Below are 21,395 nucleotides of genomic sequence, written 5' to 3'. Positions count from 1 at the left end.
CGCTTCCCCTCCACCCGTCCGACCCCTCCCGGGTTCCCTCCGACCCGAGTTCCCGCCGATCCAAGGAGCGACCGATGAAGACGACCACGCGGCGCCGCACGGCGAGGTTCCTCGCCCCGGTGCTCGCCCTCGCCCTGGCCCTGTCGGCCGGGTCACCGGCCCAGGCCGAGGACCCGCCGCTGCGCGACCTCGCGGACCGGCACGGCCTGCGCATGGGCGTGGCGGTCTCCGCCCACCTGCTCGACAACGCCCGCTATGCCGAGATCGCCGCCGAGCAGTACAACTCCGTCACCCACGAGAACGAGCTCAAGTGGGAGAGCGTCCAGCCCCAGCGCGGGCAGTTCAACTGGAGCGGCGCCGACCGCCTGGTGGACTTCGCCCGGGCCAACGGCCAGGACGTCTACGGCCACACCCTGGTCTGGCACAGCCAGCTGCCGTCCTGGGTGGCCGACGGCGGGTTCAGCGCCCCCGAGCTGGAGGGGGTGATGGAAGACCACATCTCCACGGTCGTGAACCGCTACGCCGACGACATCAGCCACTGGGACGTCGTGAACGAGGCGTTCAACGAGGACGGGACCTTCCGGGACTCGGTCTTCCACCGGACCCTGGGCGAGGACTACATCGCCACCTCGCTGGAGATGGCGCACGCGGCCGACCCCGACGCGCGCCTGTTCATCAACGACTACAACGTCGAGGGGATCAACGCCAAGAGCGACGGCCTCTACCGTCTCGCGTCCTCGCTGGTCGCCCGGGGCGTGCCGCTGCACGGCGTCGGCCTCCAGTCCCACCTCATCGTCGGCCAGGTGCCGTCCAGCATGCAGGCCAACATCCAGCGGTTCGCGGACCTGGGCCTGGAGGTGGTCGTCACCGAGCTGGACATCCGCACCACCACCCCGGCCTCGGAGCAGCAGCTCCAGGCGCAGGCCGCCGACTACACGCGCGTGTTCCAGGCGTGCATGGCCGTGGACGGCTGCGGCGGGGTCACCGTATGGGGCGTGGGCGACGCCAACTCCTGGATCCCCGACGTGTTCCCCGGACAGGGCGACGCGCTGCCCTACGACCACCAGTACGACACCAAGCCCGCCTACTGGGCGATGCACGAGGCCCTGGGCGGCGACGGGGACCCCGGACCCGGGCCGGACCCCGACCCCGACGGGTCCTGCGCGGTGACCTACACCGTGAGCGACCAGTGGAACCAGGGCGCCGTCATCAACGTGACCGTCCGCAACACCGGGTCCGCCACCGTCGACGGCTGGAGCCTGGCCTGGACCTCGCCCACAGGCCAGCAGGTCACCTCGGCCTGGAACGCCACCGTCACCCGGACGGGGAGCACGGTCACCGCCGAGGGCGTGTCGTGGAACCGGACGCTGCCGCCCGGCGGCAGCGCGACGTTCGGGTTCCAGATCACGCACCAGGGACAGGTGGACACACCCGACGCCTTCGAGCTGAACGGCACCGCCTGCGACTGACCGGCCCCGAGACCCCCGGGGCCCCGCTCCCCACCACGGGTGCCCCGGGCCCGGCGTCCCGGGGGCCGGGCCTCCTCCACCCGGCCCCCGGGGCCTCCGACCCGACCCGGCGTGCGCCGCGGCCTGACCGGCCGGGCGCCCGCCCGGCCGGGACTCCCCCCACCCGAAAGGAAGGAACACCGCAATGGAAAGGACCCGCACCCGCAACCTGCTGACCGCCGGGGTGGCGCTCGGCGCGCTCGCCGTCGGCTACTCGGTGGTGATCGCGCCCGAGCCCGCCCAGGCGCACGGCGCGTTCACCTACCCCGCCTCCCGCACCTACGCCTGCTTCCAGGACGCCACCGGCGGCAGCTCCGGCGGCGCGCTGGCACCCACCAACCCGGCGTGCGTGGACGCGCTCGCCGAGGGCGGCGACTACGCCTACTGGAACTGGTTCGGCAACCTCATCTCCGACTCCGACGGCCGGCACCGCGAGTTCGTCGCCGACGGCGAGCTGTGCGGGCCCACCGAGCAGTTCAGCGCGTTCAACGCCGCCCGCGACGACTGGCCGTCCACGACCCTGGAGGCCGGCACCACCGTGGAGTTCCTCCACAACGCCTGGGCCCCGCACCCGGGGTCGTTCTTCACCTACGTCACCAAGCCTGGCTGGGACCCGAACCAGCCTCTGACCTGGGACGACCTGGAGCTGATCGACACGGCCGTCGACCCGCCGCTGCGCAGCGGCGGAGAGGCGGGGGCCGAGTACTACTGGGACGTGGACCTGCCCGACCGGTCGGGACGCCACATCATCTACTCGGTGTGGGAGCGCTCGGACAGCCCGGAGGCGTTCTACAACTGCTCCGACGTGGTGTTCGAAGGCGACGGCGGCCCGACCGATCCGCCGGACCCGACCGATCCGCCGGACCCCACCGACCCGCCGGACCCCACCCCGGACCCCACGGACCCGCCCGAGGGCGAGTACTGCACGGCCGAGTACCGGATCGTCAACGAGTGGTCCGGCGGCTTCCAGGCCGAGGTGGAGCTGACCGCCGGTGAGGAGGGCGTCGACGGCTGGATGGTGGACTGGGTGTTCGCCAACGGCCAGACCGTCTCCAGCCTGTGGAACGGCGCGGTCGTGAACCACGGGGCGCACTACGAGGTGCGCAACCTGCCGCACAACAGCCTGCTGGACCCGGGCGAGAGCACGAGCTTCGGGTTCACGGCGGACCACCCGGGCGGCGTGAACATCGCACCCCTCCCGGAGTGCGGACCCGACGCCTGACCCCCGACCCCGACAGCGGGGCCCGGACCGCTCCCGCGCGGCCCGGGCCCCGCCTCCGTTCCGGGGCGGTTCCGGCCGGGGATGTCAGACCAGCCCCCGCACGTCCTCGCGCAGCACCGCCCCGCGGCGGAGGAACCCCCCTGCGGCCGCCAGCCCGATGCCGAGCACCATGGCGACCACGGGCAGGTCGACCACCGGTTCCAGGGGAGGGGTCCCCGGGGAGGCCCCGGCGGCGCCCTCCACGACCGCCCGGTGCCCCAGCGCGCGCAGTGCCGACGCCAGCAGACCGCCCGCCAGCACCACGACCGCGCACACCAGGACGCGCACGGCGTTGACGGGGGCGAAGGGGTCTCCGGTGCGCAGCGTTCTCGCCACGCGGAACAGCAGCAGCCCGACCACCGCCGCCTGGACGGCCTGCACCAGCGAGGGGGCGAACGCCCACAGCCGCTCCGCCGCGGTCGGCGCCGCGATGCGCAGGGTCGTCTCGGCCGGGCCGACGAGATCGTAGGAACCCCCGGCGGCCTCCGCGACGGTGACAGGGACGAGCAGATTGTCGGCGACCAGCGATCCGATCCCCGCGAAGCACGCGAGGAGGACCCCGGCGGCGGCCGTCGCGAGGGCGACCCACTCGGGAAGGTGTCGGCGTACGAAGTTCACGGGAGACCTCACCACTTTCGGCTCACGCATATCGACAAACGATAAGCTTGGCGCTTAGTGTATCGATAATCGATATCCGTGGGAAGGCGTCCAGCCGTTCCGCCCGACTCCCCGAGGTCACGCTTGAGCACCACGGCCCCCGTACGCACGTCCGCCGTCTTCCTCACCGGAGCACTGCTGTGCTTCGTCGCCCCACCGCTGGCGGTGGGGATGCTGGCTCCGACCCCGCCGCCGCCATCCGCCCTCGTCCTGCTCGCCCTCGTCGAACTCGCCCTCGCGGGAGCACTGGTCCTCTGGTGGCTGCGGCGCAACGGCCTGGGCCGGGAGGCGCTCGGACTGACGACGCGCTCATGGGCGCGTGACGCCCTGCTCGGGGCGGCCACGGTGCCTCCGCGCCTGCTGTTGGAGGTCGGCGTCCTCATCCCCGCCGCCGGGGGAGCCCTCAACCCCGGAGTCCAGGAGGTGCTGTCCATGGCCTCGGCGGGGGTCGCGGCCCTCGCGGCCACGTTCGTGCTCGGCGTCGTGGGAGGGGGGATCGCCGAGGAGCTCTACTTCCGCGGGTTCCTGCTGGGCGTGGTACCCCGCTTCTTCGCCCGCCGCAGGACCGCGCTGTACGCGGCGGCGGCCGTCTCCGTGGTGCTCTTCGCCGTGCTGCACCTTCCCACCTCGGCGCCCGACGTCATCGCCATCGTCCTGGCGGGATCGGTCTACACCGCCCTGTTCCTGTACACCGGGCGGCTGACCGCGCCCGTGATCGCCCACGCGCTGTGGAACGCCTCGGTGATGGTCGCCGTCCTCGCCGTGTACGGGTGAGCCCGGTGCGCGGGTGCGGTCGCCCCCGCGGGCCGGGTGCCGGGGCGGCCGGGGTGTTCGCGGTCGGGCCCTGAGGTACGGGCGGCCGGGGTCAGAGGGCGAGGGGCAGGCCCGCCGAGCGCCATTCCACGATGCCCTCGTCCAGCAGCGCGGCGCGGCGGCCGCGGGCGGTGAGCAGGCGCACGGCGTCGTAGGAGAGCACGCAGTGGCGGCCGCGGCAGTAGGCGACGACCTCCACCTCCGCGGGCAGCTCCGCCAGGCGGTCGGCCAGCTCCCGCAGGGGGATGGAGACGGCCCCGGGGATGTGGCCCGCGGCGTACTCGGCCTCGGGGCGCACGTCCAGCACGAGGGCGGACCCGTCCGCGGCCGCTGCCAGCAGCTCCCGGCGGCCCACCAGCCGGATCCCGTCGTGGTCCAGGTAGGAACGGCGGACCGCCGCCACGTTCGCGCTGCGCGCCTCGGCGACCGTGCCCAGCAGCGACAGCAGGGAGGCCACGTCGTCCCCGGCCAGCCGGTAGTAGCTGCGGGTGCCCTCGCCGCGCACGGACACCAGCCCGGCCCGGCGCAGGGTCTGGAGATGCGCGGACGCGGTGGTCAGCTTCAGGTCCGCGGCGGTGGCCAGGTCCTGGACCGGGCGCTCGCCCTGGGCCAGCAGCTCCAGGATCTCCAGGCGCTTGCCGTGGGCCAGGGCCCCGCCGGTGCGCGCGATGGCCTCGTAGAGATCGGCCTTGTCCACTCCGGTCACCTCACCTTGATGTTCCATCATTCCATGGAATACCGTACATCGGTGAGCGGGGAGGAGCCCCGGCGGAGAACACGGCCGGCCACCGGGCCGGGAGGGGAGCGGACGATGGGCACGGACCCGGCTGCGGACCTGGCCGCGGACCAGCGCGCGCACTGGCAGGAGACCTACCGGCGCCATCCGGGCATGTACGGCGCCGAACCCTCGGACGCGGCCCGGCACGCCGCGGAGGCCTTCGCCGACGCGGGCACGGTGCTGGAACTGGGCGCCGGACACGGCCGCGACGCCCTGTGGCTGGCCGGACAGGGCCTGCGCGTGCAGGCCCTGGACTTCAGCGCCACCGCGCTGGAACAGCTGGACCGTTCCGCCGCCGACCTCGGTCTGGCCGACCGCGTCGCGACCCGCCTGCACGACGCGCGCGAACCCCTGCCGCTGCCCGACGCCTCCGTGGACGGCGTGTTCGCGCACATGCTGCTGTGCATGGCCCTGTCCACCGAACAGATCCGGTCCCTGGCGGCCGAGGTGCGCCGGGTGCTGCGGCCCGGCGGCGCCTTCGTCTACACCGTCCGCCACACCGGCGACGCCCACCACGGCACCGGGATCCCCCGGGGCGACGGGATCTTCGAACACGGCGGGTTCGCGGTGCACTTCTTCGACCGGGACCTGGTGGACGAACTCGCCCGGGGCTGGCACCCGGCGCAGGTGCACCCCTTCACGGAGGGGGAGCTGCCCCGGCGCCTGTGGCGGGTCACCATGGTCCGACCGTCCGACTGAGGCCGGTTCAGGGGGTCGCACCCCGAGCCGCGGCGATCACACCCCGCACGGCGGCGCCGCGGTCGAAGCAGCGGGGTTCACCCCCGACCGGTTCCTCTTCCCGGAGATCCACGCCCCGGGCCTTCCACGTCCTGGGCGAAGCGGTCCGGGCCTGATCGGGCGGCGGCCCCGAGGCGGCCCTTCAGCCCCTGAGCCCGTAGAAGCGCACCGGGGAGTTCGGCACGAACCCGATCCGCGGGTACATCGGCGCCCCCGCCGCCGTCGCGTGCAGGGTGGCGCGGACCAGGCCCGTGGCCCGCGCGCCCTCGTACAGGGCCTTGCGCGTCACGGCCTCCCCGTACCCCCGGCGCTCCCACTCCGGAGCCGTGGCGACCAGCACCACGAAGAGCCGCCCGTCCGTCTCCACCGTCCCCGCGCAGGTCACCGGAACGCCGTCCCGCAACCCCAGGTAGGCGTACGCGCCGTCCTTCCAGAGCGCCGACCCCAGCAGGCCGTCCCGGCCGTCCTCCAGCGGGAACCCGTAGGCCCGCGAGTTCAGGTCCGCGTACGCCCGCAACCGCTCCTCGGTGTTCACCCGGACGAACTCCAACTCCGGATGGGAGGGCGCGGGCAGGGGGAGCAGGTCCCCGGCCATCCCGGTCCCCGTGAACGCGAACTCCAGCCCCGCGTGCTCGGCGGCCGCCTCCAGCCCGGCTCGCGCCTCCTCGGACAGCAGGTCCTCGAAGAGCCACAGGAACCCCGGACGCTCCTTCGAGCGCATGACGTCCGCCGCCTGGAGCAGTCTCTCCTGGAGAAGGCCGGGGTCCGCGTCCACCTCGGTCAGCGTCACACAGTTCCAGAACGCGAACCGGCTGTCGGCCCAGCGGACGCGGACACCCGGCAGGTCGCGCACGTCGGCATCCGGGTCGCGGTCGAGCACCAGTGTCCGCCAGCCCGCGGCGAGCTGCTCCATCGACTCGACCGACTCCGCCCGATTCGCCATCTCCGGCTCCTGCCACTTCGGAGGTACCCCGCTGTCAACGGCACACGATCGCGCAGGGCGGGAGGGGCACCGGCCGGTTCCGCCGACTCGTCGATTCGTGGTCCGAAGGCATCAAAAAAGGAGGGGTTCTCTGTCGCTCCCCTCCACTATCAATCTATAGCGCACCCCCGGGCTTGCGGCAAGACCCCCCTCATGCCCCACAATCGACCTTCGTGACGACACGCCACGTTCCGGGGGACCACGTGAATCCGCAGGCCACGAGCCTTTTCGAGCTGCCAGAAAACCTGGCGGCCAAAGCCGATCCGGCGCTCATCGCAGACGACGAGCGCCACTTCGCCGACATCACGCGCAGTCTCGCCGAGACCATCGCCGACCTGTCCGCCCGCCTGGACGCCGTGCGCCTGGCGCCCGGCGGCAGGGGCCGCATGGTGATGGACCGCGACATGGAGGTCCACCGCCTCTCCACCCGGCTGCGCACCCTGCGCCGCTTCGGCCTGGACCTGTGCCTGGGCAAGGTCGTGCCCGCCGACGGCACCGAACCCGTCTACATCGGCCGCCTGGGCCTGTCCGACCCGGACGGCCGACGGCTGCTGCTGGACTGGCGCTCGCCCGCCGCCGAACCCTTCTTCGCCGCCACCCACGCCGACCCGCGGGGCCTGGAGAGCCGCCGCCGCTACCGCTGGACCCGCGGCCGGGTCACCGACTACTGGGACGAGGTGTTCACCGAGGAGGGACTGGAGGGACACCACGCCGCCCTGGACGACCAGTCCGCGTTCATCGCCAGTCTGGGCGCCACCCGCTCCTCCAGGATGCGCGACGTCCTGGGCACCATCCAGGCCGACCAGGACGCCATCATCCGCGCCGGTTCCGCCGGGGCCCTGGTCGTCGACGGCGGACCGGGCACCGGCAAGACCGTCGTCGCCCTGCACCGCACCGCCCACCTGCTGTACTCCGACCCGCGCCTGGGGCACCGGCGCGGCGGCGTGCTGCTGGTCGGCCCGCACCGGCCCTACCTGTCCTATGTCGGCGACGTCCTGCCCAGCCTGGGCGAGGAGGGCGTGCAGACCTGCACCGTCCGCGACCTCGTCCCCGGGGGCGACGCGGTGGCCGAGGAGAAGGACCCGGCGGTGGCGCGGCTCAAGGAGTCGGCGCGGCTCGTGGACGCGATCGAGCCCGCCGTCCGGTTCTACGAGCGGCCGCCCGATCAGGGGCTGGACATCAGGACCCCCTGGGCGCAGGTCCGCCTGACCGCGCAGGACTGGGCGGAGGCCTTCGACGCCGTCGAGCCCGGCACCCCGCACAACGAGGGGCGCGAGCCGATCTTCGACGCCCTGGTGGCGATCCTGCTGGACAAGCACGACCGGGACGAGGAGGGCGTCTCCCCGGAGATGCTGCGCCGCGTGCTCCAGCGGGACCGGGAGCTGATGACGGCCCTGTACCGGGCGTGGCCGCTGCTGGAGTACACCGACATCGTCGGCGACCTGTGGTCGGTGCCCGCCTACCTGCGCATGTGCGCGCCGTGGCTGGAGGCGGACGAGGTGCGAACGCTTCAGCGCGCGGACGCCCAGGCCTGGACGGTGTCCGACCTGCCGTTCCTGGACGCCGCCCGGCTGCGCCTGGGCGACCCCGAGTCGTCCCGGATCCAGCGCGGCCGGCGGGCGGCGGAGGCCGCCCAGCGCGAGCGCATGTCCACCGTCATCGACGACCTGGTCGCCGCGGACGACGACGGCGAGGGCGCGGTGACGATGCTGCTGCTGGGGGACATGCAGAACAGCCTGGTGGACGAGTCCGGGTTGCCGGCCGCGGACCGGGACGCCCTGGCCGGACCGTTCGCGCACATCGTGGTGGACGAGGCCCAGGAGCTGACGGACGCCCAGTGGCGGATGCTGCTGCTGCGCTGCCCCTCGCGCAGCTTCACCATCGTGGGCGACCGGGCCCAGGCCCGGCACGGCTTCACGGAGTCGTGGCGGGAACGCCTGGAACGCGTCGGCCTGGACCGGGTGAACCTGGCCTCGCTGAGCATCAACTACCGGACACCGGAGGAGGTCATGGCGGAGGCGGAGCCGGTCATCCGGGCGGCGCTGCCGGACGCGAACGTTCCCACGTCCATCCGCGGCTCGGGCGTCCCGGTGGAGTACGGGGCCCCGGCGGAACTGGACGCGCTGCTGGAGGCGTGGGAGCGGGAGAACCCGGAGGGGGTCGCCTGCGTGATCGGCGACGCGCGGTTCCGGGAGTCGTTCCCGGAGCGGCCGCGGGTGCGGTCGCTGACCCCGGAACTGGTCAAGGGGCTGGAGTTCGACCTGGTGGTGCTGGTGGACCCCGACGGGTTCGGGGAGGGGATCGAGGGCGCGGTCGACCGCTACGTGGCGATGACCCGCACGACCCGACGGCTGGTGATCCTCACGAGCACCTGACCCGGGGAGCGGCCCGCCGGACTCCTCCGCGGGCCTGCGCGCGAGACGGCGTCGATCCGGACCCGGCCGCCGGGCGTCCGGTTCCGGACACCGTGTGACGCAATCGCCACGCCGGGCCATGGCCCGGCGGCGTGCGGTCCCGTCGCACCCCACGGCGGCCCCGCGGGCGGGCAAAGGCGGTGTTGGCGTACGGACGCGGCCGACCGGTGCGCAGCAGGGGAAACCGGTCCGGGCGCACAGGTTCGGAACAGTTTCCGGCAACGAACCGCCAAAACGGGCTGATCGGTGCCGCTCCACCGTCCTACGCTGCGAGAAGGGGCCACCCGCGGTGTCCTTGCCACAGCGGCGCCGTCACCCGGTCCGGTACGGGAGGGCCCCTTCCCGCCCAGGGAGGCGATCATGGCCCGGCTCAACGTGCGACCCGTGTCCGACACCGCTCTGGAACGCCTGAGGTCGGGGTTCGCGGGGCGGGTGTTCTCCGACACCGACGACGGGTACGAGGAGGCGCGCGCGCTCTTCAACTCCATGATCGACCTTCGGCCCGGCGTCATCGCCCAGTGCCTGACCACCGACGACGTGCGCCGCGGCATCGAGTGCGCCCGCGAGGAGGAGCTGGAGATCGCCGTGCGCGGCGGCGGGCACAGCGTCGCGGGGATGAGCCTCACCCACGGCGGTCTGGTCCTCGACCTGCGCCGGATGCACACGGTGGCGGTGGACACCGACAGGATGCAGGTCGGCGTCGGCGGCGGCACGGTGATGGGACAGATGGACGAGGCGACCGTGCGGCACGGCCTGGCCACGACCGGGGGCCGGGTGTCGACCACCGGGGTCGGCGGGTTCGTGCTCGGCGGCGGATCGGGGTGGATCGAGCGCAGGTTCGGCCTGGCCTGCGACAACCTGTTGAGCGCCGACCTGGTCACCGCCGAGGGGGACCTCGTGCGCGCGTCCGCCGACGAGAACCCCGAGCTGTTCTGGGCCCTGCACGGCGGCGGCGGGAACTTCGGCGTCGTCACCCGCCTGGAGCTGCGGCTGCACCCGATGCCGGAGTTCTCCCTGGGACTGCTGCTGTTCCTGCCCGAGGCCGGACCCGAGGTCGTGCGGGCCTGGCGGGACTTCATGGCGCAGGCCCCCGACGAGATCGGCGGCGGGCTGATCTACCTCGTCGCCCAACCGGAGCCGTTCATCCCCGAGGAACTGGTCGGCAGGATGGTGTGCGGGGTGGTCATCACCTGTGTGGGCGGCGAGGCGATGCTGCGCGACCTGGCCGCCCCGCTGCTCCGCCTGGGGTCGGAGGTGGAGATGGTCACCGACATGCCCTACGCCGAGGTGCAGAAGGCGCTCGACGACCCGCCCGGCTACCGCAACTACTGGACGGTGGAGCACCTGGAGTCGCTGCCCGACACGGCGATCGACGTGTTCTGCGAGCGGGCCGACGGCATGATCGTCCCGTCCCCGACGGCCCATGCCATCCTGCCGCTCGGCGGTGCCGTCGGGCGGGTGCAGACCGACTACCCGCTGCCCTGGCGCTTCGCGCCGTGGGCCGTCCACCCGCTCGCGATGTGGGAGGACCCCGAGGACGACGCGCGCGCCGTCCGATGGGTGAAGGACATCCGCGCGGACATGCGCCCGTGGGCCACGGGGGACGTGTACCTCAACTTCACCGGTGACGAGGGCGAGGAGCGTGTGGTCCGCGGCTTCGGCGAGGACAACTACGCCCGGCTCAGCGCGGTCAAGACCCGGTACGACCCGGACAACGTCTTCCACCGCAACCACAACATCCGTCCCGCCCGGGCGATGCCCGCGGCTCCGCGGCCCCGCCGGGGCTGACCGCCCCGGGGCGGCGCACCGGTCGCACCCGACAGGGCCGCGCGGGCTGCCCGGGGGGCGACGACCCGGCCGCCGAACCCAGCGGTTCCGGCGAGCGCGGTGCCCACCCGGCGGCTGCGGCGGCGAGTCTCGCCGACCCGGCAGATCCCCTTAGGGCGTGTTCGGCGGACGCTTCCGTGCGGCTCGGCGCTTGCGCCGAAAGACACGAGAGGCGGTGGTGTCCGCCGAGTGGTGTGACTTTTCCGGCCCCGTGCTCACGGATGAGTGCCACCTGCGCCCGCCGGGCCGGTGTCCCGCCGCCCTCGGCGGCTCTGCCATCCCGGTCAGCGGGCCGCCGCTACCCGGTGGCCGCCCGGTGCCGGCCAACTATCGCGATGACCTGCAAGAACGCACCCGCGCGAAAGTTACACCACTCCAGGTGACCCGAGAGGCAGCCTGGTGGCTTCGCGGAGGCACCGCGCCGAAGGCGTCCGTCGAGGGTGGCGGTGGGTGCCGGGCGGGCGGAACGATCCGTCGAACACGCCCCGGGTGTACTGACCACGGAGGCCGGTGACACCCGCCCCGCCTGGCACAGGCCGAGAGGCCCTCCCGCTTCCCGTGTTCCTGACCTCTCAGGTCAGTGCACCTAGGCGGGGGAGGGGCGCAGCAGCACGAACGAGTTCCCGTCCGGGTCGGCACAGGCGGACAGCCGGCCGACCCCGGGGGCGTCGTCGGGCGGCATGGTCACCCGGCCGCCGGTCTCGGGCACCAGCGCGGTGGTGGCGTCCACGTCCTCGACCTCGAACACGGGGTGCCAGTCCCCGCCGCCCATGGACTCCGCGGTGCCGGGATCGACCTGCGCGATACCGCTGTGCGCGCGGTCCTCCGCCAGGCCCTTGGGCCTGGCGGTCAGGTAGGCGCCCCCGCCGGGCAGCTCGAAGGGGCTGAACTCCCAGGGGAAGAGCGCGCCGTAGAACTTCCGGGCCCCCTCGGCGTCGGGGGTCCACAGCTCGGCCCACACGAGGGTCCCGGGCTCGTCCACGGTCTCCATGCCGGGGAAGGAGAGCGGCTGCCAGAGGGCGAACGGCACCCCCTGCGGGTCGGTGCAGTGCGCCATCACGCCCATGTCCATGACGTCCATGGGCGGGACCACGACCGTGCCGCCCAGCTCCGCGACGCCCCGGACGTACTCGTCGGCGTCCGGCGCCTGGAAGTAGAGCGTCCAGGAGGGCGGCTGGCCCTCCTCCATGAGCGGCCCGGCGCCGCCCACGGCCCGCCCCTTGGACTTCAGGAGCATGTAGCCGCCGGTGTCGGGGCCCGCGGACTCGGCCTCCCAGCCGAACAGGCCGCGGTAGAAGGCCAGGGACCTGTCCAGGTCCGAGGCGCTGAGCTCGATCCAGCAGGGGGAGCCGGGGCGGTAGTCGGTGGTGATCATGGCGGTGCCCTCCAACGGTCGGATGCGGTGCCATCTGCGAGTCTCACCCGGAGCGGCGGCAAGGTGGGGGAGGCCGGCGGCAAAGTTCGCACAATCGGGGGTCCTGTCCTCTCCCGTGCCACCGGACGCCTCCGGCCAGGGCGGGTACCGGGGGCGGCCCCGGGGCCCGCGGACCCCTCCAGCGCCGGCAGGCCGGTCGTGCCGTCCACCCGGTCTTCCCCGCATCGCGATCATCCGCCGCCACACCGACGACCGAACGCCCGGGCGGTGGCCGCATCCGACGGCGAACCGGGGCTCAACGCCGGTAAGCGGCGAGAAGCGGTTTCAGCCACAGGAGCTCGCCGGGGCGGTGGTCCCGTGCGGGGCGGAGCCGGGCGGCGACCTCGGGGGCCTGCTTGCGGAGGTAGCGGCGGCCCTTGCGGGCGTGGAGGGTGTTGGAGGCGATCTTGACGACGGGGAAGGGGGCGAGCATGGGGAGGGTGAGGGCGATGTTCTCCCAGGTGGTGGTGGCCTTCTCCTCCAGGAGGATGTCGTCGGGGTCCACGCCGAGGCGCTCGACGGCATAGTCGGCCATGACCGCCGCCTCGGAGCGCTCGGCACGGGGACGGCGGGGGCTCGTTCCGGTGAAGATCAGAACGCTGCGCCCGGCGCGGGGGTCGCGCGAGCGCACGGCGATGCGCGTGCGGTAGCGCTGGACCAGGCCGGGGCGATCGCCGCGCCGGCTGGGGTAGCCGAGCACGACGATCGCTTCCTCGGCGTCATCGACCAGCGGTGGGAGGGGTGCGGGGTAGTCCTCCCGGGAGGCCCGCCAGAGGGTCCACTCGCTCCAGAGGAGAACGGCGCCGGTGACGGCGGCGGCGCCGAGCAGAAGGCGTGTGCGGTTCATGCACGGAAACCTACCGACGCCGCCCGCCCGGCCCGCCCGCGGCCTCAGCTCTGCGAGGCCGCCTTCCATTCCTCCGCGAGGAGGCCGAACAGCACCTCGTCCATGAACTCGCCCAGCACCCAGGACGAGGAGCGCAGCACGCCCTCGCGGACGAAGCCGTTCTTCTCGGCGGCGCGGATCATCGGGAAGTTGTCCGCGAGCGTTTCGACCTGGAGGCGGTGCAGGCCGCGGACGACGAAGCCGTAGTGGCAGAGCACCGCGACCACGTCGGTGCCGTAGCCCTTGCCGCGGGCGGAGGGGAGCAGGCCCATGCCGAGGTGTGCGGAACGGCTGTGGTCGTCGATGCCCCAGAACGTCGCGGTGCCCAGCAGGGTGCCGTCGGCCAGGTCCACGACGGAGAAGGTGGCACGGTCCTGCGCGCTGTCGTCCGCCACGACCAGCGAGCTCTTGGAGCCGGGCATGATGGGGCGCCAGGGCGTGCCCTGGACGCGCGAGTGGATGACCACGTCGTCGTAGAGTTCGGCCTGAAGGACCGGATCGTCGTCCTCGTGCCGAGCCCGTAGCCCGACCTTTGTGCCTGTAAGCATGGGGAGCTTTCTATCGGAGTGCTTTGGGTGGCTGCAACATTATTTGCACCCCGTGTCCCTTTTGGGGCGGCCGGGCTCAGCAGAGGATGACTTCGAAGGCCGTGGCCGGTCGGCCTCCGTAGCGCTCGCCTGCGGACTGCGCCATGGCGGTGAGCAGCCCGCGGGCGTCGGCCCCCTTCTCCGAGGCCGATGCGCTCCAAGGGGCGGTCATGTTCAAGGCGCTGTCGGACCCGGTGCGGCTGCGGCTGTTCTCCCGCATCGCCGCACACCCCAGCGGCGAGGCCTGCGTCTGCGACATCTCCGACGTCGGCGTCTCCCAGTCCACCGTCTCTCACCACCTGAAGAAACTGCGTGACGCCGGACTGCTGACGGCCGAGCGACGGGGCACCTGGGTCTACCACCGAGTGGCGCCGGCCGCGCTGAACAGCATGCGGCGCATGCTCGACGGTTAGTGTCCCGTGCCGGCGGCCGGTCGCTGGTCGTCGTGCGATTTCCGCCGACGGTGCGCCGTGCTCCCCGACCTCGACGCCGCGATCGTCACCTACCGCTCCACCACGGCGTGCCCCGACAGCGGCCAGGTCCCCGACCGAGACCGCCGGGCCCAGGGCGACGCCGTTGGCGGCGCCCATGTGCCGGGGCAGGAAGTCCTGTCCCAGGGTGACGTGCAGAGAGAACGGCACGTACAGCACCGGGGAGGCCGGCGCGACGAACACGAACACCGCCGGACCCGGCGTGAACAGCAGCCCCACCGGCACCGCCAGCACGTAGGACCACCGCGGAACCGTGGTGCGCGCCCGGCGGCGGGCCGGGTGCCCGCCCACGGCGGTGCCGAACGCCCCGCCGAAGCGGAACACGAACAGCGGCACGGCGATCGCCGCGAGCCCCGACCCCGCCGGCAACAGCAGAACGCCGACCGGGATCGACCAGCGCATCGCCCACCGGTCGCCCAGGACACCGAACAGCGGCTGCACGACCGACGACGCCGACGACCCGGCGAGCACGATCCCCGCCGCAGCGGCGTAGTCGTACCCGCGTTCCAGGATCGGGAACGGCACCGGGGCGGCCACCGTCGCCGGTCCTGGTGCACCCGTTGTTCCGCGAACCGCTGATCGCCTGCTCGCAGGCCGGTCCCGCGGTCTCACCCGCCGGGCGGCGGATGCCGGGCGTGCTCCCCGACCAGGTCCGGTCGGCCCCCGAGCCCGCGACGATGCTGCCGTACCGCACGGTGTCCAGGCGGCGCTGGAGGCGGCCCCGACCTCCTCGCCCACCCCGGCCGACCTCGGGCGCGGGGCCGGGGCGAGCGAGCGCACCCTGTCGCGGCCGTTCCACGACACCGTCGGCATGGGCTGCACCGTCTGGCGGACCCGGCTGCGCCTGCACCGGACCGGCCTGCTGCCGCCCGAGGGCAGGACCGTCACCCAGGCCGCGGCCGCGTGCGGATTCTCCTCCCCGAGCGCGTTCAGCACCGCCTTCCAGTCGGCCTTCGGTCGCACCACCGGGTCGCTGTACCGGTGAGCCCCGGAGAACCGGCCCGGCTCAGATCAGCCCGCGCTCCCAGCCCACCCGCACGGCGGCGGCCCGGTCGCCGACCCCGAGCTTCTTGTAGACGTGCAGCAGATGGGTCTTCACCGTCGCCTCGCCGATCCCCAGGTGCCGGGCGACGGCACCGTTCGTGAGCCCCTCCGACACCAGCCGCAGCACATGCACCTCCCGGTCCGTCGGCTCCGCCTCGTACCTGCGCCCCGCCAACGCCGCGAGCGCCGCCGGGGTGAGCACCGGCCGCCCCGCCGCGACGTCGTGCACGGCGCGCACCAACTCGGCGCGGCGCGCGTCCTTGAGCAGGAACCCGTCGGCCCCCGCCGTCATCGCCCGCCGCACGTCCCGGTCGGTGTCGTACGTCGTCAGCACCAGGATCCGGGGCCGCGTCGGATGGGCCGTGCGCAGCGCGCCGATCGCGTCGATCCCGTCCCCGCCCGGCATCCGCAGGTCCATGAGCACCACGTCGGGGTCGTTCGCCCGCACCACCGCAACGGCCTCCCGCCCGTTCGCGGCCTCGCCGACGACCTCGATGCCCTCCTCGGTGCCGAGGATGCCGCTGAGCCCGTCGCGGACGATCGGATGATCGTCCACCACCACGACCCGCACGGCATCCGTACCGCTCGTGCCGTCCGCGCCGCTCACACCGGCACCGCCGCGACCACCCGGCACCCCTGCCCCACCCGGCTCTCGACCTCGAACGCCCCGCCGACCGCGGTGACCCGGTCCCCCATACCCGCGAGTCCCCGGCCCTCCCCGCGCGCGGCGGCCGCGGCCGGATCGAACCCCGCCCCGTCGTCGGCCACCGCCAGCTCCACCCGACCCTCCCGTGCCCCCAGCACCAGCCGCACCGTCGAGGCCCCGCTGTGCCGGGCCGCGTTCGCCAGCGACTCCTGGGCCACCCGCAGCAGCACGTCCCCGTGGCGAGCCGAATCCGGCGCCCCGTCCACGTCCAGCTCCGCGACGATCTGGTGTGTTCGGGCCCAGTTCCTCGTGAGGTCGTGCAGCGCCTCGGTCAGCGTGTGCCCGGAGAGTTGCCGCGGTGCCAGCGCACGCACCGCCCGCCGCGCCTCCACCAGGCAGTCCCTGGCCGCGGTCTCCGCCCGTTCGACCCGCTCCCGGACCGGCGGGTCCACCGCGCCGATCGCCTCCAATTGGCTGATCACCCCGATGAGCCCCTGTGCGACGGTGTCGTGGATCTCGCGGGACAGCCGCGCCCGCTCCTCCCCGACCCCTGTCTCCCGCGCCTGTTCGAGGAGCCGGTGGTGCAGCGCCAGGTTCTCCTCGTGCACCGCGGCGAGTTCCAGCGCGACGCGTTCCCGCGCGGCCACCTGCTGCTCCCGCTCCCGGGCGAAGTGCAGCATGACCATGCCGATGCCCACGTTGACCGCGGCCAGCGCCGGGTACAGCCACGGCACGTGGGACGACCCCGGAATGCCGCCGCCCTGGCCCACCGCGGTGACGAGCCCGGTGGCCACCCCGGCGACCATGACCTGGCGTCCGCGCAGATACCGGTCCGCGTCCAGGTACCCGGCGAACGCGGCGATGCAGACGAACGGGTTGAGCAGGGACGCCACCAGAACGACGGCGAGGTTCGCAGCCACCGCCGCGACCGCGGCATTCCCGCCGGTGACGATCCGGTCCCCGTAACGGAGTTCGGCGAGACGGGCCGCGAACAGCGCCGCGGTGGGGGCCAGCGACCAGGCGAACGCCGTCGGCCCGACCACCGGACCGGTGGCCGCGGCACCGAACAGCGCCGACACCACCGGTAGCGCCAGGGGCACGAATCGCACCAGCGACGCCAGGGCCGGGTCCGGTGCCCCGGCCCCGGTGCCGCCGTCGTGGTCCATCGGGTTCTCCACGCCGGCGGCGCGTGACGTGGTGCTCATGGCGGTATTCTTCCCGCTCCCGGCCTCGCCCGGAAGCGTTCCGGCATCCACCGATCGGTGGACGCCGCGAACGCCGATCAGTCGAGCCGCACGGCGATTCCGGCTCCTAGCGTCATGTCCATGACCCCTCACACCACAGGCGCCGGGACCGGCTCGGCGCGAGTCCGCATCCACGGCCTCGACGCGCTGCGCGCCTTCGCGCTGCTGCTCGGCATCGTGCTGCACTCCCTCCTGCCCTTCGCGCCGGAGACGCCCTGGCCGATCAGCGACACCCGCACCTCGCCCGCCGCGTTCGTGGGCGTGTACGTGATCCACCTCTTCCGCATGACGCTGTTCATGATGTTGGCCGGCTACCTCGGCAGGATGGTGCTGGTGCGCCGGGGGACACGGGCGTACCTCCGGGACCGCGTGGTCCGCATCCTCCTTCCGCTGCCGGTCTTCTGGCCGGTCGCGGTCATCCCCCTCGGCGTCCTCGCCGGAGTGGCCGCGAGCCTGCGCGGGACCGACGCCCCTGAGCCTCCGCCCGGCGACGTGCCGCTGGTGCTGCTCATGTTCACGCCGGGACAGCTGTGGTTCCTGCTGGTCCTGTTCGAGATCATCCTGATCGTCCTCGCCGCACGGGCCGTGCTGCTGCGGGTCCTGGGACCGGACCGCGCGGAGCGGTGGTCCGCCCGTATCGGTGCCGTGCTGGCCGCTCCGGGAGGTGTGCTCCTGGCGGCGCTGCCGTACTCCGCCGCGCTGCTGGTCCAGGGCTCCGACCCGGCCCAGGCGATCATCGCGCCCGCGACGATCCTGCCGGAGGCCGCGCCGCTGCTCGGATACCTCGGCGCCTTCCTGACCGGCTGGTTCCTGCACGCCGCACCGGGCTCGCTCGGCCGTCTGGCGCCGCGCTGGCCGCTGCTGCTGTCCCTGGCGGTCCTCGGCACGGTGTTCATGCTGTTGCCGGTCGCGGCGGGCCTTCCGCTCGCGGCCGGGGCCGGGATCGTCGCGCTCACCGGACTGCTGTGGACCTACGGCCTCACCGGGCTCATGCTCAGGGTGTTCTCCCGCGAGCACCCGGTGATCCGGTACCTCGCGGACGCGTCGTACTGGATGTACCTCATGCACCTCCCGCTGCTGGTCGCCATCGAGATCCCCCTGGCCGACCTGGCCTGGCCGATCACGGTCAAGCTCCTGCTGACCTGGACGGTGACGACCGCCCTGCTGCTCGGCGGCTACCGGCTGCTCGTCCGCCACACCGCCCTGGGACGGTGGCTCAACGGCCCGCGACGCCCGGCCGCCGACAGCCCCGCCGCGCCCCGCGGCCTCCCCGAGCGCCCCGGACCGGAGCGGCGGCAGGTGCCCTGAGGAACGGGAAGACCCCGCCCGGAGGTCGGGCGGGGCCTGCCGTGAGGACCCGGGGCCGGAAACCCGCGCCGGACCTCAGGTCTGGGGCGGGTTGGCGCCGCGCAGCTCCTCGTTGATGCGCAGGGCCTCCTCCAACTGGTCCTCCAGGATGATGATCCGGCACGCGGACTCTATGGGCGTGCCCTGGTCCACGAGTTCGCGTGCCCGGGCGGCGATCTTGAGCTGGTAGCGGGAGTAGCGGCGGTGGCCGCCCTCCGAGCGCAGCGGCTCGATCAGCTTGGCCTGGCCCAGGGCGCGCAGGAACGCGGGCGTGGTGCCGATCATCTCGGCGGCGCTGCCCACGGTGTAGGCGGGATAGTCGTCATCATCGAACCGTTCACCGGTGTCGGGACGGGGCAAGTGCGTGTCTTCCTTCTCCTGAACGCACGTCGAGGGCCCCAGCGCCGTACGGCGCCGGGGCCCGAGAGTTCAATACCATCTACCGGCCGCTGCCGGTCTTCCGCTTCCCGAGGTCAAGCCGGTACGGGATCGCGGGGATCGCGGTTGTGTGACCGTGGACCACCTACTTTCGAACGAAGGCCCTGCGGTACCCGAGCGGAACTTCCCCTCGCTCGGGCGATCCTGATGGCATCTACTCCTCTCGTTTCTCACTTCGTGCACTACTTTCGACTGCGGTCCTACCGGCTCCCGGCGCCGTACTGCCGAGCGCGCCGGTCGAGCCCTACCGCGTCCTTCTTCCTGCTGTGGCCTCCTCTGTGGGAGCAGGAGGCCGGTCCTGCGGTACTTCCTGATTTCTGTACTGCCGGTCCGGCGGTGTCGTGAAGCACTTGCACACCGTCGAACCGTCCTGCTCGGCGTCCCCTCTACGGGCGGGACGCCGGTACTGCGGTTACTGCGGTCCTACCGGCCCCCGGCGCCGTACTACCAAGCACGCCGGTCGGGCCGTGTCCTGCTCTCCACCGGCGTATCCGGTGGTCCAGCCGTGTATCTCAGTGGCTACGACAGGAAATGTAGCAGCGCCGAATGCTCATGTCTACTGTTGCCACTACAAGTTTTCGGTTCCTGTCGGACCAAGTTCCCCGACCCTCGGGGAGCGGTCGAGACGTCCCCGAGGCCCTCCGACTCCTCGACCCCGCCATGGAAACCCGACGGGGCACCCGATGGCCCCCTCACCCCGCTCCGCGGCGGCACCCGACTCGACCGCTCCCGCCCCCTGGACCGCGGCCACGACGGCGAACACGAGGCCGCCCGCGGCGAGCGCCGGCAACCCCCGGGCCCGGCCCTCGAACGCCTCCGCGCCACCTGGGGGCGCACCCACCGGGATCGAGCCCACCCCGGAGCAACTCGAAGAACACCTGCGCACCCGTTCCCGCGGCGAGCCCCCCGCGTCCCGCCCCACCCCCTCCCCGGCCGGAGGGCGTCGCGACGGCCCCCGCCGCAGGGGGTGAAGGCCGCAGTCCCGACCTCCCGCCCCGGCCCCGGGGGTGTGGGCAGGGCGGCACTCGGCCCCGGCCCCAGGGGGTGAGACGGACGTGGAGGTTTCCAGGAGGGTCACCCGTTGGGAAGGGCGGTCTGTGGCCGCTCCTCGGTAATCGTAGGTTTCCAAGAGCTCGACCGCTTGGGAAGGGACGGCCGCGGAGCGTGGATCCGCCCCCGCGCAGTCGGTGCCCGGCAGACCACCGGACGGCATCGTTGGGCGCACACCCCGAGCGGTGGGGGTGCGCTTTCCGGGGGCGGGTCCATCCGACGCGCGCACACCCGCACCGCCCGGAGCGGGAGGAATGGCCCACCTGCAAACCGGAAGGCGCTCCACGCTCGCTTGAAACCCCGGCCACGGACACGGTGACAACGTGTTCCCCTCAGGTCCCGGATGGCGCCCCGCCGGGCGGCGCGACTCTTCCGGCCCCGTTCCCACGAATACGCGCCGGCGGCGCTCCGGTCACCGTGCCGACAGGACGCGATCATCGGCAAGGACGCACCCGCTCGAAAGTCACACCACTCCAGGGGGCATGACCCGCGGCTGTGGCCCGGACGCGGAATCCGGGCCGGAGGGGCCGGGGCCGACGGGCCCGGCCCCTCCCACGCGCGGGAGCCGTCCCGGGTGCGGCCTCCGCGGCCACCGCCGCGCTTTCGCGGTACTCCCGCGACGCGGCGAACCGCCGTCCCCGGACACGGATCACACCGGACACGAGCCCTTCGGCCGTCGCCGCCCCTGCTCCCCCGGGGCGGTCAGAGGGAACACCGGGCGGATAGGATGCGGCGGACCGGGAGAGTGCCGTGAACCCCGCCCTCGGATCCCGCCGTACGGACGACTTCCCGAGCGAGGACGGAGAAACGTGGCCGGCAGTCACGACTACCAGCTTCCGTTCCACATGAACCAGGTGTGGAGCATGCTCCCCCATGCCGTGCGGCGCACCAGGGGGGCCTCGAACCAGGGGAACCCGCTGCCCGGCGGCTACCGCTACACGTTCTCCACCGGCTTCACCATGCTCACCTACGGGCAGAACGTGTACGTCGACCTTTTCCCCCACCCCCAGGGCACGCACATGCGCGTCTCGCCCAAACTGAAGTTCGGCCTCACCGACTGGGGTGAGGGACGCGAGATCGCCGCCAGCCTGCACGACCACCTCCTCAACATGCTCCGGCACCAGGGCGGCCGGGCACCCGGACCGGGTGCCCCCGGCCCGCAGACCGGCCACGGCCACCCCGGACCCCCGCCCGCCCAGGGCGGTTACGGACCTCCGCCCGGGCACGGCGGCTACGGGCCGCCCCACGGCCAGGGCGGTTACGGACCTCC

The 21,395-nt window shown here is 73.3% G+C and carries 20 protein-coding genes; 11 read left to right on the top strand and 9 right to left on the bottom strand.

What is annotated here, in order from left to right; all coding sequences use genetic code 11:
• The first annotated feature begins 74 nt into the window (after positions 1 to 74).
• Together QJS33_RS17395 and QJS33_RS17390 are read left to right on the top strand one after the other, a co-directional pair.
• Positions 75 to 1,469, top strand: a complete 1,395-nt coding sequence (locus QJS33_RS17395) for an endo-1,4-beta-xylanase (RefSeq protein WP_306369047.1) — start codon at positions 75 to 77, stop codon at positions 1,467 to 1,469.
• Positions 1,470 to 1,653: 184 nt separating this feature from the next.
• Positions 1,654 to 2,730 (top strand): lytic polysaccharide monooxygenase, encoded by a 1,077-nt coding sequence (locus QJS33_RS17390; RefSeq protein WP_306369046.1) that lies wholly within the window; start codon positions 1,654 to 1,656, stop codon positions 2,728 to 2,730.
• A gap of 84 nt (positions 2,731 to 2,814) precedes the next feature.
• Here the strand turns inward: QJS33_RS17390 and QJS33_RS17385 are convergent, their stop codons facing one another.
• Positions 2,815 to 3,387: a hypothetical protein gene (locus QJS33_RS17385; protein WP_306369045.1), complete on the bottom strand. Its 573-nt coding sequence runs from the start codon at positions 3,385 to 3,387 to the stop codon at positions 2,815 to 2,817.
• Between the two features lie 123 nt (positions 3,388 to 3,510).
• Between QJS33_RS17385 and QJS33_RS17380 the strand changes: the two genes are divergently transcribed.
• Positions 3,511 to 4,200 (top strand): CPBP family intramembrane glutamic endopeptidase, encoded by a 690-nt coding sequence (locus tag QJS33_RS17380; RefSeq protein ID WP_306369044.1) that lies wholly within the window; start codon positions 3,511 to 3,513, stop codon positions 4,198 to 4,200.
• 91 nt (positions 4,201 to 4,291) lie between these two features.
• Here QJS33_RS17380 and QJS33_RS17375 read toward each other — a convergent pair whose 3' ends face one another.
• The gene (locus QJS33_RS17375) at positions 4,292 to 4,936 is read right to left on the bottom strand and encodes a metalloregulator ArsR/SmtB family transcription factor (RefSeq protein ID WP_306369043.1); all 645 of its coding nucleotides are present in this window, start codon (positions 4,934 to 4,936) and stop codon (positions 4,292 to 4,294) included.
• A gap of 114 nt (positions 4,937 to 5,050) precedes the next feature.
• Here QJS33_RS17375 and QJS33_RS17370 point away from each other — a divergent pair, with 114 nt between their 5' ends.
• Positions 5,051 to 5,716, top strand: coding sequence for a class I SAM-dependent methyltransferase (locus tag QJS33_RS17370; protein WP_306369042.1), 666 nt, complete (start codon positions 5,051 to 5,053; stop codon positions 5,714 to 5,716).
• Between the two features lie 181 nt (positions 5,717 to 5,897).
• Here the strand turns inward: QJS33_RS17370 and QJS33_RS17365 are convergent, their stop codons facing one another.
• Positions 5,898 to 6,698: a GNAT family N-acetyltransferase gene (locus QJS33_RS17365; protein WP_306369041.1), complete on the bottom strand. Its 801-nt coding sequence runs from the start codon at positions 6,696 to 6,698 to the stop codon at positions 5,898 to 5,900.
• 242 nt (positions 6,699 to 6,940) lie between these two features.
• Here QJS33_RS17365 and helR point away from each other — a divergent pair, with 242 nt between their 5' ends.
• Complete coding sequence (gene helR, locus QJS33_RS17360) at positions 6,941 to 9,112, top strand: RNA polymerase recycling motor ATPase HelR (RefSeq protein ID WP_306369074.1); 2,172 nt, start codon at positions 6,941 to 6,943, stop codon at positions 9,110 to 9,112.
• Positions 9,113 to 9,511: 399 nt separating this feature from the next.
• The gene (locus QJS33_RS17355) at positions 9,512 to 10,939 is read left to right on the top strand and encodes an FAD-binding oxidoreductase (RefSeq protein ID WP_306369040.1); all 1,428 of its coding nucleotides are present in this window, start codon (positions 9,512 to 9,514) and stop codon (positions 10,937 to 10,939) included.
• 625 nt (positions 10,940 to 11,564) lie between these two features.
• Here the strand turns inward: QJS33_RS17355 and QJS33_RS17350 are convergent.
• The 3 genes from QJS33_RS17350 to QJS33_RS17340 all read right to left on the bottom strand — a co-directional run bounded on the left by QJS33_RS17350 (position 11,565) and on the right by QJS33_RS17340 (position 13,826).
• Positions 11,565 to 12,353 (bottom strand): VOC family protein, encoded by a 789-nt coding sequence (locus QJS33_RS17350; protein ID WP_306369039.1) that lies wholly within the window; start codon positions 12,351 to 12,353, stop codon positions 11,565 to 11,567.
• 295 nt (positions 12,354 to 12,648) lie between these two features.
• Positions 12,649 to 13,239, bottom strand: a complete 591-nt coding sequence (locus tag QJS33_RS17345; RefSeq protein ID WP_306369038.1) for a YdcF family protein — start codon at positions 13,237 to 13,239, stop codon at positions 12,649 to 12,651.
• A gap of 44 nt (positions 13,240 to 13,283) precedes the next feature.
• A complete protein-coding gene (locus QJS33_RS17340) occupies positions 13,284 to 13,826 on the bottom strand; it encodes a GNAT family N-acetyltransferase (protein WP_306369037.1) in 543 nt (180 codons plus the stop codon).
• A gap of 143 nt (positions 13,827 to 13,969) precedes the next feature.
• Between QJS33_RS17340 and QJS33_RS17335 the strand changes: the two genes are divergently transcribed.
• From QJS33_RS17335 to QJS33_RS17325, 3 genes are all read left to right on the top strand, one after another.
• Complete coding sequence (locus tag QJS33_RS17335) at positions 13,970 to 14,278, top strand: metalloregulator ArsR/SmtB family transcription factor (protein ID WP_306369036.1); 309 nt, start codon at positions 13,970 to 13,972, stop codon at positions 14,276 to 14,278.
• Between the two features lie 331 nt (positions 14,279 to 14,609).
• Entirely contained in the window at positions 14,610 to 14,849 is a 240-nt protein-coding gene (locus QJS33_RS17330; protein ID WP_306369035.1) for a hypothetical protein, read from the top strand.
• 318 nt (positions 14,850 to 15,167) lie between these two features.
• A complete protein-coding gene (locus QJS33_RS17325; RefSeq protein ID WP_306369034.1) occupies positions 15,168 to 15,341 on the top strand; it encodes a helix-turn-helix domain-containing protein in 174 nt (57 codons plus the stop codon).
• A 21-nt stretch (positions 15,342 to 15,362) separates the two neighbouring features.
• Here the strand turns inward: QJS33_RS17325 and QJS33_RS17320 are convergent, their stop codons facing one another.
• Positions 15,363 to 16,007 (bottom strand): response regulator transcription factor, encoded by a 645-nt coding sequence (locus QJS33_RS17320; protein ID WP_306369033.1) that lies wholly within the window; start codon positions 16,005 to 16,007, stop codon positions 15,363 to 15,365.
• Positions 16,004 to 17,251, bottom strand: coding sequence for a sensor histidine kinase (locus QJS33_RS17315; RefSeq protein ID WP_306369032.1), 1,248 nt, complete (start codon positions 17,249 to 17,251; stop codon positions 16,004 to 16,006). The genes QJS33_RS17320 and QJS33_RS17315 overlap by 4 nt, the downstream gene beginning before the upstream one ends.
• A 120-nt stretch (positions 17,252 to 17,371) precedes the next feature.
• Here QJS33_RS17315 and QJS33_RS17310 point away from each other — a divergent pair, with 120 nt between their 5' ends.
• Complete coding sequence (locus QJS33_RS17310; protein WP_306369031.1) at positions 17,372 to 18,598, top strand: acyltransferase family protein; 1,227 nt, start codon at positions 17,372 to 17,374, stop codon at positions 18,596 to 18,598.
• A 75-nt stretch (positions 18,599 to 18,673) separates the two neighbouring features.
• On the opposite strand, the gene QJS33_RS17305 is transcribed toward QJS33_RS17310, so the two are convergent.
• Positions 18,674 to 18,997 carry a MerR family transcriptional regulator gene (locus tag QJS33_RS17305; RefSeq protein ID WP_306369030.1) on the bottom strand — a complete coding sequence of 108 codons (324 nt, stop codon included), beginning with the start codon at positions 18,995 to 18,997 and terminating at the stop codon, positions 18,674 to 18,676.
• A gap of 1,937 nt (positions 18,998 to 20,934) precedes the next feature.
• On the opposite strand from QJS33_RS17305, the gene QJS33_RS17300 reads away from it, so the two are divergent.
• The coding region (locus QJS33_RS17300) for a hypothetical protein (protein WP_306369029.1) at positions 20,935 to 21,395 on the top strand (461 nt) is incomplete at its 3' end.

The sequence above is a fragment of the Nocardiopsis sp. CC223A genome (genome assembly GCF_030766825.1).
GTDB lineage: Bacteria > Actinomycetota > Actinomycetes > Streptosporangiales > Streptosporangiaceae > Nocardiopsis.
The sequence above is the reverse complement of the archived record's forward strand: the minus strand, read 5'-3'. Positions and strand labels throughout refer to the sequence as shown.